Here is a 17,483-nt window from a genome sequence, read left to right as displayed (position 1 = left end):
CCCGCTTCCACACCGCCGGCCCCGGAGCCCCTAGACCACCGCGCCCCGCCCGGGGTCGTCGTCCTCCTCGTCGTCCGTGCGCATGCGCATCACCAGCGTGGCGAAGCCGCCGAGGAAACCGCCGATGCCGAGGGTCGTCAGCCACCAGGTCATCTGCCAGCCGAACAGCACCGCCAGCAGAAGCAGGACGGGCCCGCCGACGACACCCAGCCAGGCGAACTTCGCCGTGGTGTCGGCGGCCGGCAGCGGCGGCGGCTCCGGCGGGACGAAGTGGCCCTCGTCGTCCTCGTCGAAGTCGTCGTCGGAGGGCTCCGGAAGCGTGTGGTCGCGCGGGCCGACGCCGGGCGCGAAGGAGACCGAGCTGCCCAGCGGCCGGACCGGCGCCTTGCCGGTGTCGCCCCCGGCGTCCTTCTCCGGCTCCGGCAGCGCCAGGTCCTCCACCGCCTTGAAGGGCCTGGCGCCCGGCGGATCCGGCGGCTCCTCGCCGTACCCGGCGACGATGGCGCGCCAGGCGGCGTCCTCGTCGAAAGGCACCTTCTGCTCGTCCGGCTCAGGGCCCTCGCGGTCCTCGCGGCCCCACTCGTGCTCAGCCAACTGTGGCCGTCCCTTCCTCGCCGAGACTGGGTGCGAGCCGGCCGATGAAGGCGAGGCTCTCCTCGAAGACCCGGTCCGCATCCTCGTCCAACGTCGCCACGTGGTAGCTGTGTTCCAGCACGATCTCCGTCACGTCCGTGGACGACACCCGGCTCAGCACCCGGGCCGAGTCGGCCGCCGGGACGACATGGTCCTGGGCGCTGCGCAGCAGCAGCAACGGCTGGGTGACCTGGGGCAGCTCGCCGTCCAGCCGGCGCAGGAACACCCGCAGCGAGTGTGCCGCGTGCAGCGGCACCCGGTCGTATCCCAGCTCGGCCGCGCCCTGCTTCGCGATGTCGCTGGCGATGCCCTTCGTCGTCCGCACGAGATGCCGGGCCACCGGAAGGGCGTACGCCGACAGGCCGTGCACCCTGTTCGCCGGGTTGACGAGGACGACGCCCTGGACCCGCTCGCCGTGGTGGGCCGCGAGCCTGAGCGCCAGGGCGCCGCCCATGGACAGGCCCGCGACGAACACCCGGGAGCACCGCTCGGCGAGGACGCGCAACGCGCGGTCCACCTCGGCGTACCAGTCCTGCCAGCCGGTGACCTGCATGTCCTCCCAGCGGGTGCCATGGCCGGGCAGCAGCGGCAGCGACACGGTCAGGCCGTGCGCCGCGTGGTGCTCCGCCCAGGGGCGCAGCGACTGGGGCGAGCCGGTGAAACCATGGCAGAGGAGGACCCCCACCTCCCCGCCCTCGTGGCGGTACGGCTCGGCTCCGGGGAGGACCGGCACCTTCGACGCTCCTGTGGGTGAAAGGGCCCCCGCCGGTGGAAGGCAGAGGCGTGGGACAACGCGCGGATGTGGTTCACCGTACGCGACCGCACTGACACCGACCAGGGTCGTCGGGTCCATTGACGGTCCTCCGGGTTAAGGTCTGTTCGACGCAAACAGGAGGCATACGGGTGTTGTACGGGACGATGAAGGTCGCCATCGGAGGGCCGCTGAAGGTCGCCTTCAGGCCCTGGGTGGAGGGCCTGGAGAACGTACCGGCCGAGGGCCCCGCCATTCTGGCGAGCAATCACCTGTCGTTCTCGGACTCGTTCTTCCTGCCCGCGGTCCTCGACCGCAAGATCACCTTCATCGCGAAGGCCGAGTACTTCACCACCCCGGGCGTCAAGGGCAGGCTGACGGCGGCCTTCTTCAAGGGCGTCGGACAGCTCCCGGTGGACCGCTCCGGGGCGCGCGGTGCCGGCGAGGCCGCGATCAAGAGCGGCATCGAGGTGCTGGAACGCGGCGAGCTGTTCGGCATCTACCCCGAGGGCACCCGCTCGCCCGACGGCCGCCTCTACCGCGGCAAGCCCGGCGGCCTCGCGCGCGTGGCGCTCGCCACCGGCGCCCCGGTCATCCCGGTGGCGATGATCGACACCGAGAAGATCCAGCCGCCCGGCAAGGTGATGCCGAAGCTGATGCGGCCCGGCATCCGCATCGGCAAGCCGCTGGACTTCAGCCGCTACCACGGCATGGAACACGACCGCTTCGTCCTGCGCGCCCTGACCGACGAGGTCATGTACGAGATCATGAAGCTCTCCGGCCAGGAGTACGTCGACATGTACGCGACGGCGGCCAAGCGGCAGATCGCGGAGGCGGCGAAGGCGGCCAAGGAAGCGGAGAAGGTCAGGGAGGCCGAGAAGAAGGAAGGCGAGAAGAAGGCAGGCGAGAAGAAGGCAGAGGGGTAAGCGGGGAGCCGGGGGAGTCGGGGGACGGGGGGACATGCCCAAGCGCGAGCGCGTCATGAGGATGTCGGTCGAGCTGCCGCTGTGGCGCGCGCTCACCGGCTACCGCGTACTGACCATGCTGTACGCCATCGGCCTGTGCGCCACCGCGTACTCCCGCTTCGCCCGCCCCTGGGTCGCCGTCGCCTACTTCGCCGTCCTGTTCGGGTGGACCCTCGCCACCCTGCCGAAGGTGCGGAACGCGGCGAGCTGCACCAAGCGCTTCCTGGCCGCCGACCTGACCGTCGCCCTGACCGGCATCCTGCTCACCCCGCTCGCCGACAACCACGAGCGGATCGCCGGCGGCGGCCCCACCCTGCCGTCGATATGGACCGCGGGCTCGGTGCTGGCCTTCGCCATCAAGGGCGGCTGGCGCTGGGCGGCCGTCGCCTCCACGGCCGTGGCCGTCGTCAACCTGGTCGAGCGGGGCAGCCCCGCCCGGGACACCGTGCACAACGTGATCCTGGTCTGGGTGGCCTCGATCGCCATCGGCTACGTCGTGGAGGTGGCCCGCGCCTCCGAGCGCACCCTGGCCCGCGCGCTGGAGATCGAGGCCGCGACCCGGGAGCGGGAGCGGCTGGCCCGGGACATCCACGACGGCGTGCTGCAGGTGCTGGCGATGGTGCAGCGGCGCGGCGCGGTGATCGGCGGAGAGGCGGCCGAGCTGGGGCGGCTCGCGGGGGAGCAGGAGGTGGCGCTGCGCACGCTGGTCTCCGGCGGTCTGCTGCCGGTCTCCCGGGTGTCGGAGGACGCCTCCGCGGGAGCCGTCGTGCGCGCGGTGGAGGAGCCCGACGACGACGGTCCGCTCGACCTGCGCGCCCTGCTGGCGCCATACGCGGGTGCCCGGGTGAGCCTCGCCGAGCCCGGTGCGCCGGTCGAGCTGCCCCGGCCGGCCGCGCGGGAGCTGGCCGCCGCGGTCGGCGCCGCCCTGGACAACGTCCGCAGGCACGCCGGGGCGGGGGCCCGGGCCTGGATCCTGGTCGAGGACGAGCCCGACGAGATCGTCGTGACCGTACGGGACGACGGCCCCGGCATCCCCGCGGGCCGGCTCGCCCAGGCCGAGGGCGAGGGCCGGCTCGGCGTGGCCCAGTCGATCCGCGGGCGGCTGCGCGACCTGGGCGGCAGCGCCGAACTCGTCTCCGTCCCCGGACAGGGCACGGAAGTGGAACTGAAAGTACCGAAGGGCGCCGGACGGGCGCGGCGGAAGAAGGCGGAGCGACGATGAGCGAGCAGCAGGACCCGATCAAGGTCATGGTGGTGGACGACCACCCCATGTGGCGCGACGCGGTCGCCCGGGACCTGGCCGAGTCCGGCTTCGAGGTGGTCGCCACCGCGGGCGACGGCGAGCAGGCGGTCCGCCGCGCCAGGGCCGCCGCCCCCGACGTCCTCGTGCTGGACCTCAACCTGCCCGCCAAGCCCGGCGTCCAGGTGTGCAAGGAACTGGTCGCCCACAACCCGGCGTTGCGCGTCCTGGTCCTCTCGGCGAGCGGTGAGCACGCCGACGTGCTGGAGGCCGTGAAGTCCGGCGCGACCGGCTATCTGCTGAAGTCGGCCTCCACCGAGGAACTGCTGGACGCCGTGCGCCGTACCGCCGTCGGCGACCCGGTGTTCACGCCGGGCCTCGCCGGACTGGTCCTCGGCGAGTACCGCCGGCTGGCCGCCGAGCCGGTGCCCGCCCCCGACACCGACGAGCCCGGCGCGCCCCGGCTGACGGACCGGGAGACGGAGGTGCTGCGGCTGGTCGCCAAGGGCCTGAGCTACAAGCAGATCGCCGAACGCCTCGTCATCTCCCACCGCACGGTCCAGAACCATGTGCAGAACACCCTCGGCAAGCTCCAGTTGCACAACAGGGTGGAGCTGGTCCGGTACGCCATAGAGCGCGGCCTGGACGACGAGTAGCGCACCGGAATCACTCTTCCCGCCCCTCCCGGTGTGACACGGATCACCACTAGCGTGACTCTCTGTCAGGAAACCGTGACGAAGGGACATTTCCATGCGGGTCGGAGTACTGACCGGAGGCGGCGACTGCCCCGGGCTCAACGCCGTCATCCGGGCCATCGTCCGCAAGGGCGTGCAGGAGTACGGCTATGACTTCGTCGGCTTCCGGGACGGCTGGCGGGGGCCCTTGGAGGGCGACAGCGTGCGCCTCGACATCCCCGCGGTGCGCGGCATCCTGCCCCGCGGCGGCACCGTCCTCGGCTCCTCGCGCACCAACCCCCTCAAGGCGGAGAACGGCATCCGCCGCATCAAGGAGAACCTGGCCAAGCAGGAGATCGACGCCCTGATCACGATCGGCGGCGAGGACACCCTGGGGGTCGCCGCGCGCCTGTCCGACGAGTACGGCGTGCCGTGCGTCGGCGTGCCCAAGACGATCGACAACGACCTGTCCGCCACCGACTACACCTTCGGCTTCGACACCGCGGTCGGCATCGCCACGGAGGCCATCGACCGCCTGCACACCACCGCCGAGTCCCACATGCGCGTACTGGTCTGCGAGGTGATGGGCCGTCATGCCGGCTGGATCGCCCTCCACTCGGGCCTCGCCGGCGGAGCCAACGTCATCCTCATCCCCGAGCAGCGTTTCGACCTCGACCAGGTGTGCGCCTGGATCACCTCCCGGTTCAAGGCGTCGTACGCACCGATCGTGGTCGTCGCGGAGGGCGCGATGCCGAAGGACGGGGACGCGGTCCTCAAGGACGAGTCGCTCGACTCCTTCGGGCACGTCCGCCTGTCCGGCATCGGTGAATGGCTGGCGAAGGAGATCGAGAAGCGCACCGGCAAGGAGGCCCGCACCACCGTCCTCGGCCACATCCAGCGCGGCGGCACGCCCAGCGCCTTCGACCGCTGGCTGGCCACCCGCTTCGGCCTGCACGCCATCGACTGCGTCCACGACGGCGACTTCGGCACCATGGTCGCGCTGCGCGCCACCGACATCGTCCGCGTCCCCCTCGCCGAGGCCACGGCCAGGCTGAAGACGGTGGACCCGAAGCTGTACGAGGAGGTCGGGGTGTTCTTCGGCTGACGGCGGCCCCGGGACGGCTACACGGTCGTACGGCGCAGCTGACCGACCAGTTCCCGTACGACCGTCGCCCCGTTCAGCGTCAGGACCGACTCCGGGTGGAACTGCACGCCCGCGAACCCCGGGCCGCGCAGCGCGTGCACCTCACCGTTGGCCGCCCGGCTCACCTCCACGCCGTGCGCGGCCAGCTCACGGGCCGCCTCCTCGTCGCAGCGGGCGGCGAAGCTGTTGTAGAAGCCGACCGTCTCCGGCCGTCCGAACAGGTCGATCGTGGTCTGCGCCCCCTGGTACGGCACCTCCTTGCGGACGATGTCCAGCCCCAGCTCGGCCGCGATCAGCTCGTGGCCGAGGCAGACCCCGAGGACGCCGTGCCGGTGGTCCCGGATCACCGTGGCGGCCAGCTCGCGCAGGAAGCGCATCTTCGGGTCGGCCGCATCGGAGGGGTCGCCGGGGCCCGGCCCGAGCACCACCGGTCCCGCGTGCGCGAGCACCGCCGCCCGCAGCCCCGGCTCGTCGTACCGGCGGACGGTGACGTCCAGCCCGCTCGACCGCAGCACATGCGCGAGCATCGCCGTGAAGGTGTCCTCGCCGTCGACGACCAGGGCGTGCCCGGTCAGCTCCCGCGCCGGCTCCTGCATCCGCAGCCAGAAGGGCGCGAGCGCGGCCCGGCGCCCGTCCAGCGCCGCCCGCACCCGCGGGTCGTCGGCCAGCCGGGGCCGCTCCCGCTCCGCGTGCGGCCGGGACGGCCGTACCCCGAGGGCCGCCAGCACGCCCGCCGCCTTCGCGTGCGTCTCCGCGACCTCGCCCGCCGGGTCCGAGCCGCGCACCAGCGTGGCGCCGACCGGCACCCGCAGACGCCCCTCGGCGGAGATGTCGGCGGTGCGGATCAGAATGGGGGAGTCCAGGGTCTGCGCACCCCCGGAGTCCCGGCCGAGCAGGGCCAGCGCGCCCGCGTAGTAGCCGCGCCCGCCGACCTCGTGCCGTTCGATGACCCGGCACGCGTTCTGCACCGGCGACCCGGTCACCGTCGCCGCGAACATGGTCTCCCTCAGCACCTCCCGTACGTCCAGGGAGGACTTCCCGCGTAGTTCGTACTCGGTGTGCGCGAGATGGGCCATCTCCTTCAGCCGCGGCCCGACGACCGCCCCGCCCCTGTCGCCGACGGTGCACATCATCTTGAGCTCCTCGTCGACGACCATCGACAGCTCCTCGATCTCCTTGCCGTCGGCGAGGAAGGACAGCAGGTGCTCCGGCGTCGGTCCCTCGGCGGGGTACCGGTACGTCCCGCTGATCGGGTTCATGACGACCGTCCCGCCGGACATCCGGACGTGCACCTCGGGGCTGGCCCCGACCAGCGTCCGGTCCCCGGTGTGCACGACGAAGGTCCAGTAGGCGCCGCGCTCGCCCTCCAGCAGCCGCCGGAACAGCGCGAGCGCGTCGGCCCGGCCGAAGCCCGGGATCCCGCCCTCGTACGTGCGCCGGATCACGAAGTTCGCCCCCTCGCCCCGGCCGATCTCCTGGTCCAGCACCCGGGCGACGATCTCGCCGTACGCCTCGTCGCCGAGGTCGAAACCACCGCCCTCGACGCGCACCTCGTGCGCCGGGAGCTGGGACAGCGCCACGTCGAGCGGGATCTCGTACGACTCCTCGGGGGTCAGCACCAGCAGCGGGGTGCCGTCGTCGCGGACGTCGAAGCCGCGCTCGCGGATCTGCCGGAACGGGACCAGCGCGAGGCCCTCGGCGGGCAGGTCGGCGAGCCGGTCGCGGCTGGTCACCGGGCCGAGGAGCACCTCGACCGGGTGCGCGTCGCGGCCGGGGGTGCGGCGGCGGAGCAGGGCGAAGGGGCGGTCGTCGTGCAGGAGCTGTGCCAGGTCCATGGTTCCTCTTCCGTCGATGTCGGTGAGGAACGACCCCGGACACACCGAAGGCCGCCCCTCGGGCGGCCTTCGCGAAGTCGTGGGTACGCGCGATCAGCGGGCCGCCGGAGAAGCGGTCCACCACCAGTTCTGGATCGAAAGCGCGAACACGTCAGGCACCCTACCGCACCCCTGCCGCGTCCACGAGGCAGTCGCTCCGTCTCACCCTTCGAGCCGGAGGAGGGGGCACGCGAGACGACCCCGTAATGTTTACGAGGTGACCGTGAACGCTAAGACCAGCCCGAGCGCTGGCAACACCTGGCGAAACCTGCCCGCGGCGCAGCAGCCCGAGTACCCCGACCCCGAGGCTCTGCGCGCAGTGATCGCGGACCTCGAGTCGTATCCGCCGCTCGTCTTCGCGGGCGAGTGCGACCAGCTGCGCGCCCGGATGGCGGCCGTCGCCAAGGGAGAGGCGTTCCTCCTCCAGGGCGGCGACTGCGCCGAGGCCTTCGACGCGGTGTCCGCCGACCACATCCGCAACAAGCTCAAGACGCTGCTCCAGATGGGCGCGGTCCTCACCTACGCGGCCTCCGTGCCCGTGGTGAAGGTCGGCCGTATCGCCGGGCAGTACTCCAAGCCCCGCTCCAAGCCGACCGAGACCCGCGACGGCGTGACGCTGCCGACCTACCGCGGCGACTCCGTCAACGGCTTCGACTTCACCGAGGCCGCCCGCGTCCCGGACCCCGAGCGCCTGAAGCGGATGTACCACGCCTCCGCCTCCACGCTGAACCTGGTGCGCGCCTTCACCACCGGCGGTTACGCCGACCTGCGCCAGGTGCACGCCTGGAACCAGGACTTCGTGAAGACCTCGCCGTCGGGCCAGCGCTACGAGCAGCTCGCGCGGGAGATCGACAACGCGCTGAACTTCATGCGGGCCTGCGGCACCGACCCGGAGGAGTTCAAGACGGTCGAGTTCTTCTCCTCGCACGAGGCGCTGCTGCTGGACTACGAGTCCGCCCTGACCCGGGTCGACTCGCGCACCGGCAAGCTGTACGACGTCTCCGCGCACATGGTGTGGATCGGTGAGCGCACCCGGCAGCTGGACGGCGCGCACATCGAGTTCGCCTCGCGGATCCGCAACCCGATCGGCATCAAGCTCGGCCCGGCGACGACGGCCGAGGAGGCGCTGCAGTACATCGACCGCCTCGACCCCGAGCGGGAGCCGGGCCGGCTGACCTTCATCGTCCGGATGGGCGCCGACAAGATCCGCGACAAGCTCCCCGAGCTGGTGGAGAAGGTCACGGCGTCCGGCGCGACGGTGGCCTGGGTGACCGACCCGATGCACGGCAACACGTTCGAGGCGGCCTCCGGGCACAAGACCCGCCGCTTCGACGACGTGCTCGACGAGGTCAAGGGCTTCTTCGAGGTCCACAAGGCGCTCGGCACCCACCCGGGCGGCATCCATGTGGAGCTGACCGGCGACGACGTCACCGAGTGCGTGGGCGGCGGCGACGAGATCTTCGTCGACGACCTGCACCAGCGCTACGAGACGGCCTGCGACCCGCGGCTGAACCGCAGCCAGTCGCTGGACCTGGCGTTCCTGGTCGCGGAGATGTACCGGGACCAGTAGGGCCCGGGGGCGATCTGGGGCGCGGATCACATCGGATCCGCGCCCTTCTCCACTTTTCCGGGCCCGGCGCGGCGGGTAAGGTTAGGTTTGCCTCACCGATAAACGGGATGGCAGTCACAGAGCGATCCCGCCCCGGGAGGTGAATCCGCGTGTACGTCTGCAGCTGCTTCGGTATCACCGAGGCCCAGGTCAAGCAGCACGCGGAGGACGGTGCCTGCACCCCCCGCCAGATAGCCTCCGCCTGCAAGGCGGGCACCGACTGCGGCTCCTGCGTCCGCCGGATCCAGGCCCTGCTGGGCCGGAGTGCCTGCCCGCGGCGTGAGCTGGCCGACCAGGGCAAGCCGGCCCTCTCCGAGCTCCCGGAAGCCGCCTAGCGCCGGGGTGCTAGCTCTCCGGCTGTTCGATCAGCTGGGAGAGGTAGAGCGCCTCGCCGAGCTTCTCCAGCAGTTCCAGCTGGGTGTCGAGGTAGTCGATGTGGTGCTCCTCGTCGGCGAGGATGTCCTCGAAGATGGTGGCGGACGTGATGTCCCCCTTCTCGCGCATCACCTTGATTCCCCGCCGGAGCCGGTCGATCGCCTCGACCTCGATCTGCCGGTCGGCCTCGAACATCTCCCGCACCGTCTGCCCGACGCGGACGTGGAAGAGCCGCTGGTAGTTGGGCAGCCCCTCCAGGAACAGGATCCGGTCGGTGAGCACCTCCGCGTGCTTCATCTCGTCGAACGACTCGCGCCGCGTGTACTTGGCGAGCTTGTACCAGCCGGCGTTCTCCTGCATCTTCGCGTGCAGGAAGTACTGGTTGATCGCGGTCAGCTCACCGGTGAGCTGCTCGTTGAGGAACTCGATGACCTCGGGGTCGCCCTGCATCGCAGCGGCTCCTTCCACACGGGTTACGGGAGAGGGTGCGGCGGCATGATCGCACCGGCGACGAAGATCGTCCAGTAAGTGCGTACTTAGTAAGTACGTCCTGAGTTGATGCTGCTTGTCCGATTCTCGGAGGGGTGGTCAAGGGCACTGCCCGAGGTCTGTCAGGATGGATACATGGGTCATCCGGTGGAGCGCGAGTCGGGAGCAGCGGCAGGGTCCGAGCTTCCGCCGGGTCAGCGGCTCCAGCGCGGCTGGCCGGTCACGCACTACGGGCCCGTCCCGAAGTTCCGGCCCGAGCGCTGGGAGTTCCGGGTCTTCGGCGCCACCGCCGACGGCGACAAGCACGTCTGGAACCACGAGGAGTTCACGGCCCTGCCGTACACCACCGTGGTGGCCGATCTGCACTGCGTGACGAAGTTCAGCATGACCGGCGCGGAGTGGGGCGGCATCCCCGCCCGCATCCTCCTGGAGCTGGCCCCGCCGGCGCCCGACGTCACCCACGTGATGGTCTGGGCGGAGTACGGCTTCAGCTCGAACCTGCGCCTGTCGGACTTCACGTCTGACCGCACCATCTTCGCCACCCACAAGGACGGCGAGCTGCTCACCGCCGAGCACGGCTTCCCGGTCCGGCTGATCGTGCCCCACCTGTACGCCTGGAAGGGCCCCAAGTGGGTCCGCGGCGTGGAGTACATGACCGCCGACCGCCGCGGCTTCTGGGAGGAACGGGGCTACCACAACATCGGCGATCCCTGGAAGGAACAGCGCTACTCCTACCAGGAGCAACCGGGCGAGGGCCCGGAACTCTGACCGCTCTCAGCCGTCCCTGAGCTTCTTCAGCCGCTCCACGTCCGCCGCGTGGCCCTCCCTGCCGCCCGGTGTCTCGATGATCAGCGGCACGCCCGCGGTCGCCGGGTGGGTCATCAGGGCGCGGAAGGGGTCCTCGCCGATGTGGCCGGCGCCGATGTTCTCGTGCCGGTCCTTGTGCGCGCCGACCACGTCCTTGGAGTCGTTCGCGTGGATCAGCTTCAGCCGGCCCTCGCCCACGGTGCCGACCAGCAGGTCGAGCGTCTGGTGCATGCCGCTCGGGCCGGTCAGGTCGTGGCCCGCCGCGAAGATGTGGCAGGTGTCCAGGCACACGCCCAGCTTCGGATGGGCGTCCAGCGCCTCGAAGTACGGGCCGAAGTCCCAGGTGCGGGAGCACAGTGAGGCGCCCTGTCCGGCGGTCGACTCCAGCAGCAGGAACGGATCGTCGTCGTGGGTCAGCTCGTCCAGCAGCGGCAGCATGTGCTCGCGCACCTGCTTCAGCGCCACGTCCCGGGCCCGCCCGCCGGTCGCGCTCCCGGTGTGCACGACCACACCGAGCGCGCCGATCTCCCGCCCGCGCCGCAGCGAGTGCCGGAGCGACTCCACCGACCGCTCCACGGTCGCCTCGGTGTGCGAGCCGAAGTTGATCAGGTACGGGGCGTGCACATACGCCGGCACCGACCGCTCGGCGCACTCCTGGCGGAACGCCTCGTCCTGCCGCGGGTTCCCGGCGGGCGTGGCCCAGCCGCGCGGATTGGCCACGAACACCTGCACGGTCTCCGCCCGCAGCTCACGGGCGTACGACAGCCCCACGGAGTGCAGGCCGCCGGCCACGGGGACATGACCGCCGACGGGGTTGCGCGGAAGGGGCGAGGGGAGGGGAGCGGGCTGAACGGGACTCACCCGTTCAGGGTGTCATGCCCGCCCCGGCCGCCGGACCACGGTCCCCGGTGACCCCCGTCACCGGATGGTGATGGTGATGGTCGACCCCTTGGGAGCCGTGTCGCCGCCCGCCACGGACTGCTTCTTCACGGTGTCGCCGAACAGGCCGAGCAGCCCGCGGTCCTCGTCCACCTTGAAGCCGGCGCCCTCCAGCGCCTTGTGGGCGTCGTCCACGCTGTCGCCGGTCACGTCCGGCACCTCGACCATCTGCGGGCCCTTGGACAGCGTCAGCGTCACCGTGTCGCCCTCGGCGGCCTGGCCGCCGTCAGCCGGGCTCTGCCGGGCCACCTTGCCCTTGTCGACGTCGGAGTTGACCTGCTCCGGGGCGATCACCACCTTCAGCCCGGCGTCCGTCAGCTCCTGCTTGGCCTCGTCCACGTCGTCACCGGTGACGTCCGGCACATCGATCGGGCTGCCCTTGCTGACGGTCAGCGCGATCGCCGAGCCGGCGTGCCGCTTGATGCCCGCCTTCGGGGTCGTGGCGATCACGGAGCCCTTGGCGACGTCCTCGCTGAACTCCCGGGTGACCATGCCCGGCTCCAGCCCGTCCGCCTTCAGCCGCGCCCGCGCATCGGCCAGCGGACGGCCCGCGACATCCGGCACGTTCACCGTCTCGGGGCCCAGCGAGACGGTCAGCGTCACCGCGTCGTGGTCGCGGATCCGGGCGCCGGGCGCAGGGTCGGTGCCTATGACCGTGCCCCGCGGGACGGTGTCGTCGTACGCGCGCTTGACCTGCCCGACCTCCAGCCCGGCCGCGTCCAGCCGGTCCCGCGCCTGCGCCTCCGTCTTCGACAGCAGCGGCGGGACCTTCGTGAACTGGCCGGAGTTGATGTACCAGACCCCGGCGCCCACGCCGAACACCACCAGGACGGCGGCCACGATCGTCAGCACCAGACGCCTCGGCCGCCGGGGCGGCGCCGGGGGCGCCTGCAGCCGGCTGGTGCGCAGGACCGCGGGTTCGTCCTCGTTCTCGTTCACGGGCAGCGGACGCGGCAGGGTCAGCGAGCGCGGGATCACGCTCGTGCGGTCCTCGGCGTTGTCGTGCTCGCCGGTGAGCGCCTGCGGCGGGACCGCGTCCAGCTGCCCGTCGGTCAGCCCCTGGCGCGCCTCGCGCAGCTGGGCGAGCAGCGCCACGGCGTCGTACGGCCGGATGTCCGGGGTACGCGCGGTCGCCGACGCCACCAGCTCGTCCAGCTCGTACGGCAGGCCCGGCACCAGCGCCGAGGGCGGCGGCACGTCGTCGTGGATGTGCTTGTAGAGGATCTGCGCGGGGGAGTCCCCGGAGTGCGGCTTCCCACCGGTCAGCATCTCGTAGAGCACGACACCGCAGGCGTAGACGTCGACCCGGGGATCGGCGGTGCCCTGTTCTATCTGCTCGGGCGCGAGATACGACACGGTCCCGAGGACCGCGCCGGTCGTGCTGGTCACCGTGTCCACGGACCGCACCAGCCCGAAGTCGGCGACCTTGACCCGGCCGTCGTCTCCTATCAGCACGTTCTCGGGCTTCATGTCCCGGTGCACGAACCCGGCCCGGTGCGCGGCACCGAGCGCGGCCAGCACCGGCTCCAGGATGTCCAGCGCGGCCCGCGGCTGCAGCGCACCCCGCTCGCGCAGCACGTCCCGCAGGGTGCACCCGGCGACGTACTCCATCGCCAGGTACACGTACGACCCGTCGGTCCCCTGGTCGAAGACCTGCACCACGTTCGGGTGCGCCAGCCGCGCGACGGACTTCGCCTCCCGGATGAACCGCTCCACGAACGATCCGTCCGACGCGAGCGTCGGGTGCATCACCTTCAGCGCGAGAACACGGTCCAGACGGGTGTCCAGGGCCCGGTACACCGTGGCCATCCCGCCGGCCGCGATCCGTGCGTCGACGCGATAACGGCCGTCGAGCACCTGCCCGACGAGGGGGTCCTGAAGGGTCGTATCCACGAGAGGGGAGTCTACGAGGGCCGGCCGGCAGTGCCGCACGCTGTGCTGTTCCGGGGACGGAATGCAGCACAGCTGTGACTCCGCCGCGATCAGAAGGCCGGACGTTCGGGATCCAGGTGGGCGCGCCCCTCCGCCGGCGAGGAGGCCTCCGCGAAGTGCCTGCGCGGAATCCGCCCGGCCAGCCGGGCCAGCCGGCCGCCCTCCACCGCGTGCCGCATCGCGGCGGCCATCAGCTCCGGCTCCTGCGCCCGGGTCACCGCCGAGGCCAGCATCACCCCGGCACAGCCCAGCTCCATGGCCAGCGCGGCATCCGACGCCGTCCCGGCCCCCGCGTCCAGGATCACCGGCACCCGCGCGTGCTCCACGATCAGCTGGAAGTTGTGGGGGTTGCGGATGCCGAGCCCGGACCCGATCGGCGAGCCCAGCGGCATCACCGCGGCACACCCGACGTCCTCCAGCTTCCGCGCCAGCACCGGATCGTCATTCGTGTACGGCAGCACCGTGAACCCGTCGTCGACCAGCGTCTCCGCCGCCTCCAGCAGCTCCACCGGGTCCGGCAGCAGCGTCCGCTCGTCGGCGATGACCTCCAGCTTGATCAGATCCGTGCCCAGCGCCTCCCGCGCCAGCCGCGCGGTCAGCACGGCCTCGCCCGCGGTGAAACAGCCCGCGGTGTTCGGCAGCACCCGGATGCCGAGCTTCTGGAGCACCGAGAGGACCGAGCCGTGCACGGACGGGTCCACCCGCCGCATCGCGACCGTCGTCAGCTCCGTACCGGAGGCGACCAGCGCGCGTTCCAGCACCTCCAGGCTGGGCGCACCGCCCGTGCCCATGATCAGCCGCGACGAGAACGCCGTGTCCCCGAGGACCAGGAGATCGTCGGCCATGGCTCAGCCTCCCTGGACCGCGGTGAGGACTTCGACGCGGTCTCCCTCGGCCAGTGCCGTGGTCGCCCACCGCGTGCGCGGGACGACGGTCTCGTTGACGGCGGCGGCCACCCCGGAGGGCGCCGCGACCAGCGACCGTACGACGGTGTCGAGAGCGGTACCCGGGGCGATCTCCCGGCGCTTCCCGTTGACGGAGATGGAAAGGGTGACGGAGATGCTCATGCGGGCTGCTCCATGGGGACGGCAGCGGCACCGAAGCGCCGCGGGGTGAACGGACGGGCGGCTTCCGGCAGTTGGCCGCCGGTCAGCAGCTGGGCCAGCGCATCGCCGGTGACCGGCGTGAGCAGCACCCCGTTGCGGTAGTGCCCGGTGGCCAGCAGCAGCCCGTCGAGCCCGGACGGGCCGAGCAGCGGCGCGTTGTCGGGTGAGCCGGGGCGCAGCCCGGCCCGGGTCTCGGTGAGCGGCAGTTCGGTGATGCCCGGCACCAGCTCATGGGCGTCGCGCAGCAGCTCGTAGACCCCGCCCGCGGTCACCGTCGTGTCCCAGCCCAGCTCCTCGCTGGTGGCGCCGACGACCAGTTCGCCGTTCTCGCGGGGCACGAGGTAGACATGGCCGCCGCGCACCACGGCCCGCACGGTGCGGCTCAGGAAGGGCGCGTACCGGGGCGGCACGGTCAGCCGCAGCACCTGGCCCTTCACCGGCCGCACCGGCGGCAGCAGCGCCTCGGGCACGCCCGCGAGCCGCCCGCTCATGCTGCCGGCCGCGAGGACGACCTGGCCGGCGCGCAGTGCGGCACCGTCCGCCGTGGTGACCCCGGCGGCCCGGTCCCGTACGACGTCCAGCCGCTCGGCCCGCGTCCGGTGGAACACCACCCCGGCCCGCTCGCACGCGGTGACCAGGGCCGCCGCCAGCCGGCGCGGGTCGATCTGGTGGTCGCCGTCCACCCGCAGCCCGCCGCGCACCCCGGGTGCCAGCATCGGCTCCAGACGCCGGCACTCCCGCCCGGACAGCCACTCGGACTCCAGGCCGCAGCGCCGCTGCAGGGCGTGCAGTTCCCGCAGATGCGCGCGGTCGTCGGCGTCGAGTGCGACCTGGAGGGTGCCGCAGCGGCGGTAACCGAGGTCGTGGCCGGTCAGCTCGGTCAGCTCGGCCGCGAAGTCCGGGTAGCGGCGCGCCGATTCCAGGTTCAGGGCGAGCAACCGCTCCTCGCCGTAGTGCAGTTCGGTGACCGCGGCCAGCATCCCCGCCGCGACCCGCGCGGCCCCGCCGCCGGGCTCGGGGTCCACCACGGCCGTGGCGAGCCCGCGCTGCGCCGCGCGCCAGGCCGTGACCAGGCCGATGATGCCGCCCCCGATGACGAGGACGTCGGACGTATCGGACGTACGTGACGACATGGGCGTCCAGCCCCTCCCTTCGCCGGCATGACCCGGATCAGGTTCGTACGGTCGGAGGCCGCCAGCCTCCCTCTCAGCCCGGTGCGTCCGGGCTCCCGCGAGTGCTTGTACGGTGGCCACCCTAGCCCGCCCCGCTCGTCATCCGTAAGGGAGCCCCTGCCCATGTCCCGGTCGCTCGACGGACTGATATTCGCCCCCGTGGCGGACCAAGCCCCAGGTCAGGTGGGCACCCGGACCCGGTTCGCCTACCACGAGGAGGACGGCGGGATCTGGGCCGAGTACGCGGGCGGCGACGTGGTCCGCGGCCATCTGGTCGGCACCCGGGAGGGCGACCGGCTGGACTTCCGCTACGTCCAGCTGAGGACCGACGGGTCGACCGCCTCCGGGCACTGTGTGTCCACGGTCGTCGAGCTGCCGGACGGGCGGGTGCGGCTGGAGGAGACCTGGGAGTGGGAGTCCCGGGCGGGCTCCGGCACGAGTGTTGTGGAACAGGTCACCGAGCACGCCCGCTGACTGACGTTCCGTCACTGTCTATGGTGATCGGGTGAGCGAGCAGACAGCACAAGAGGGCACGTCACAGGGGCGGCGCGTGGTCGTCGTCGGCGCCGGCATGGCCGGGGTGCAGACCGCGGTCGCCCTGCGCGAACAGGGCTTCAAGGGCACCGTCACCCTGATCGGCGCCGAACCCCACCAGCCGTACGACCGGCCGCCGCTGTCCAAGGCCGTACTGCTCGGCAAGGCCGAGGACTCCGCCTTCGACGTGGACTTCGAGTCGCTCGGGGTCGAGCTGCGGCTCGGCTGCGAGGTACTGGGCGTGCGCCCCGCCGCGCACCAGCTGGACACCGAGCAGGGCACGGTGCCGTACGACGTCCTGGTCCTCGCCACCGGCGCCGAACCGATCACCCTGCCCGGCACCGAGGGCGTGCCCGGCGTGCATCTGCTGCGCACCCTGGACGACGCCGAACGGCTGCGGCCGGTGCTCGCCCGGCAGCACGAGATCGTGGTGGTCGGCGCCGGCTGGATCGGCGCCGAGTTCGCCACGGCCGCCCGCGAGGCCGGCTGCGCGGTGACCGTCGTGGAGGCCGCCGCCCGCCCGCTCGCCGGCGCCCTGCCCGCCGAGGTCGCCGCCCCGATGGCCGCCTGGTACGCCGACGCCGGGGCCGACCTTCGCACGCACGCGCGCGTGGAGCGCGTCGAGCCCGGCGCGGTCGTGCTCGCGGACGGTACCCGGCTGCCCGCGGGCGCCGTCGTCGTCGGTATCGGCGCCCGCCCCGCCACCGCCTGGCTGGCCGGCTCCGGCATCGAGCTGGGCCCGCACGGCGACGTCCTCGCCGACGACCGGCTGCGCACCTCCGCCGAGGACGTGTACGCCGTCGGCGACTGCGCCTCCTTCCCCTCCGCCCGCTACGGCGAACGGCTGCTCGTCCACCACTGGGACAACGCCCTGCAGGGCCCCCGCACGGTCGCCGCCAACATCCTCGGCGAGACCCCGGCGGTCTACGACCCGGTGCCGTACTTCTGGTCCGAGCAGTTCGGCCGCTTCGTGCAGTACGCCGGCCACCACGCCGCCGCCGACCGGCTGGTGTGGCGGGGCGACCCGAGGGGTCCGGCCTGGTCGGTGTGCTGGCTGCGCGGCGACCGCCTGGTGGCCCTGCTGGCGGTGGGCCGACCGCGTGATCTGGCGCAGGGGCGGCGCCTGATCGAGTCCGGCCGGAGCATGGACCCGCAGGCTCTGGCGGACCCGGCCCGCCCGCTGAAGGACGCCACGGCCGGCTAGTGTCCCGAAGGGGCGCGGGGAACCGCGCCACCAGC

General features: G+C 72.3%; 19 protein-coding genes and 1 riboswitch. Of the genes, 9 read left to right on the top strand and 10 right to left on the bottom strand.

Annotated elements, in window-relative coordinates; all coding sequences use genetic code 11:
* Positions 1-30 precede the first annotated feature (30 nt).
* Positions 31-594 carry a hypothetical protein gene (locus tag ABT171_RS24495; protein ID WP_351247174.1) on the bottom strand — a complete coding sequence of 188 codons (564 nt, stop codon included), beginning with the start codon at positions 592-594 and terminating at the stop codon, positions 31-33.
* Complete coding sequence (locus ABT171_RS24490; protein ID WP_351247173.1) at positions 587-1,366, bottom strand: alpha/beta hydrolase; 780 nt, start codon at positions 1,364-1,366, stop codon at positions 587-589. The genes ABT171_RS24495 and ABT171_RS24490 overlap by 8 nt, the downstream gene beginning before the upstream one ends.
* 173 nt (positions 1,367-1,539) lie before the next feature.
* Here ABT171_RS24490 and ABT171_RS24485 point away from each other — a divergent pair, with 173 nt between their 5' ends.
* From ABT171_RS24485 to ABT171_RS24470, 4 genes are all read left to right on the top strand, one after another.
* Positions 1,540-2,310: a lysophospholipid acyltransferase family protein gene (locus tag ABT171_RS24485; RefSeq protein WP_351247226.1), complete on the top strand. Its 771-nt coding sequence runs from the start codon at positions 1,540-1,542 to the stop codon at positions 2,308-2,310.
* A 34-nt stretch (positions 2,311-2,344) separates the two neighbouring features.
* Positions 2,345-3,571, top strand: coding sequence for a MacS family sensor histidine kinase (macS, locus tag ABT171_RS24480; RefSeq protein WP_351247171.1), 1,227 nt, complete (start codon positions 2,345-2,347; stop codon positions 3,569-3,571).
* Entirely contained in the window at positions 3,568-4,245 is a 678-nt protein-coding gene (locus ABT171_RS24475) for a response regulator (protein WP_351247169.1), read from the top strand. The genes macS and ABT171_RS24475 overlap by 4 nt, the downstream gene beginning before the upstream one ends.
* 94 nt (positions 4,246-4,339) lie before the next feature.
* On the top strand, positions 4,340-5,368 hold the full coding sequence (locus tag ABT171_RS24470) for a 6-phosphofructokinase (RefSeq protein ID WP_351247167.1): 1,029 nt from the start codon (positions 4,340-4,342) through the stop codon (positions 5,366-5,368).
* A gap of 17 nt (positions 5,369-5,385) precedes the next feature.
* On the opposite strand, the gene ABT171_RS24465 is transcribed toward ABT171_RS24470, so the two are convergent.
* Both ABT171_RS24465 and ABT171_RS24460 read right to left on the bottom strand, forming a co-directional pair.
* Positions 5,386-7,242, bottom strand: a complete 1,857-nt coding sequence (locus tag ABT171_RS24465; protein WP_351247165.1) for an anthranilate synthase family protein — start codon at positions 7,240-7,242, stop codon at positions 5,386-5,388.
* Positions 7,243-7,335: 93 nt separating this feature from the next.
* Positions 7,336-7,392, bottom strand: coding sequence for a trp operon leader peptide (locus ABT171_RS24460; RefSeq protein ID WP_107440922.1), 57 nt, complete (start codon positions 7,390-7,392; stop codon positions 7,336-7,338).
* Between the two features lie 106 nt (positions 7,393-7,498).
* Between ABT171_RS24460 and ABT171_RS24455 the strand changes: the two genes are divergently transcribed.
* Entirely contained in the window at positions 7,499-8,851 is a 1,353-nt protein-coding gene (locus ABT171_RS24455) for a class II 3-deoxy-7-phosphoheptulonate synthase (protein WP_351247163.1), read from the top strand.
* A gap of 149 nt (positions 8,852-9,000) precedes the next feature.
* Positions 9,001-9,225, top strand: a complete 225-nt coding sequence (locus ABT171_RS24450) for a (2Fe-2S)-binding protein (RefSeq protein ID WP_351247161.1) — start codon at positions 9,001-9,003, stop codon at positions 9,223-9,225.
* Between the two features lie 10 nt (positions 9,226-9,235).
* On the opposite strand, the gene bfr is transcribed toward ABT171_RS24450, so the two are convergent.
* Positions 9,236-9,715, bottom strand: a complete 480-nt coding sequence (bfr, locus tag ABT171_RS24445) for a bacterioferritin (protein ID WP_351247159.1) — start codon at positions 9,713-9,715, stop codon at positions 9,236-9,238.
* Between the two features lie 174 nt (positions 9,716-9,889).
* On the opposite strand from bfr, the gene ABT171_RS24440 reads away from it, so the two are divergent.
* Positions 9,890-10,522 carry a sulfite oxidase-like oxidoreductase gene (locus ABT171_RS24440; protein ID WP_351247157.1) on the top strand — a complete coding sequence of 211 codons (633 nt, stop codon included), beginning with the start codon at positions 9,890-9,892 and terminating at the stop codon, positions 10,520-10,522.
* A gap of 6 nt (positions 10,523-10,528) precedes the next feature.
* Here ABT171_RS24440 and ABT171_RS24435 read toward each other — a convergent pair whose 3' ends face one another.
* The 5 genes from ABT171_RS24435 to thiO all read right to left on the bottom strand — a co-directional run bounded on the left by ABT171_RS24435 (position 10,529) and on the right by thiO (position 15,671).
* Positions 10,529-11,422 (bottom strand): deoxyribonuclease IV, encoded by an 894-nt coding sequence (locus ABT171_RS24435; protein ID WP_351247155.1) that lies wholly within the window; start codon positions 11,420-11,422, stop codon positions 10,529-10,531.
* Between the two features lie 57 nt (positions 11,423-11,479).
* Complete coding sequence (gene pknB, locus ABT171_RS24430) at positions 11,480-13,393, bottom strand: Stk1 family PASTA domain-containing Ser/Thr kinase (RefSeq protein WP_351247153.1); 1,914 nt, start codon at positions 13,391-13,393, stop codon at positions 11,480-11,482.
* 89 nt (positions 13,394-13,482) lie between these two features.
* Positions 13,483-14,277 carry a thiazole synthase gene (locus tag ABT171_RS24425; protein ID WP_351247151.1) on the bottom strand — a complete coding sequence of 265 codons (795 nt, stop codon included), beginning with the start codon at positions 14,275-14,277 and terminating at the stop codon, positions 13,483-13,485.
* A gap of 3 nt (positions 14,278-14,280) precedes the next feature.
* A complete protein-coding gene (thiS, locus tag ABT171_RS24420; RefSeq protein WP_351247149.1) occupies positions 14,281-14,499 on the bottom strand; it encodes a sulfur carrier protein ThiS in 219 nt (72 codons plus the stop codon).
* Entirely contained in the window at positions 14,496-15,671 is a 1,176-nt protein-coding gene (gene thiO / locus ABT171_RS24415) for a glycine oxidase ThiO (protein ID WP_351247147.1), read from the bottom strand. The genes thiS and thiO overlap by 4 nt, the downstream gene beginning before the upstream one ends.
* Positions 15,669-15,780: riboswitch (TPP riboswitch) on the bottom strand. It overlaps the preceding gene by 3 nt.
* Before the next feature lie 53 nt (positions 15,781-15,833).
* On the opposite strand from thiO, the gene ABT171_RS24410 reads away from it, so the two are divergent.
* Positions 15,834-16,184 (top strand): avidin-fold protein, encoded by a 351-nt coding sequence (locus ABT171_RS24410; RefSeq protein WP_351247145.1) that lies wholly within the window; start codon positions 15,834-15,836, stop codon positions 16,182-16,184.
* A 31-nt stretch (positions 16,185-16,215) separates the two neighbouring features.
* Positions 16,216-17,448 (top strand): NAD(P)/FAD-dependent oxidoreductase, encoded by a 1,233-nt coding sequence (locus tag ABT171_RS24405; protein ID WP_351247143.1) that lies wholly within the window; start codon positions 16,216-16,218, stop codon positions 17,446-17,448.
* The last annotated feature ends 35 nt before the right edge of the window (positions 17,449-17,483 follow it).

The sequence above is a fragment of the Streptomyces sp. NPDC001851 genome (genome assembly GCF_040297165.1).
Taxonomy (GTDB): Bacteria; Actinomycetota; Actinomycetes; order Streptomycetales; family Streptomycetaceae; genus Streptomyces.
This window is presented reverse-complemented; position numbering and strand designations above follow the sequence as displayed.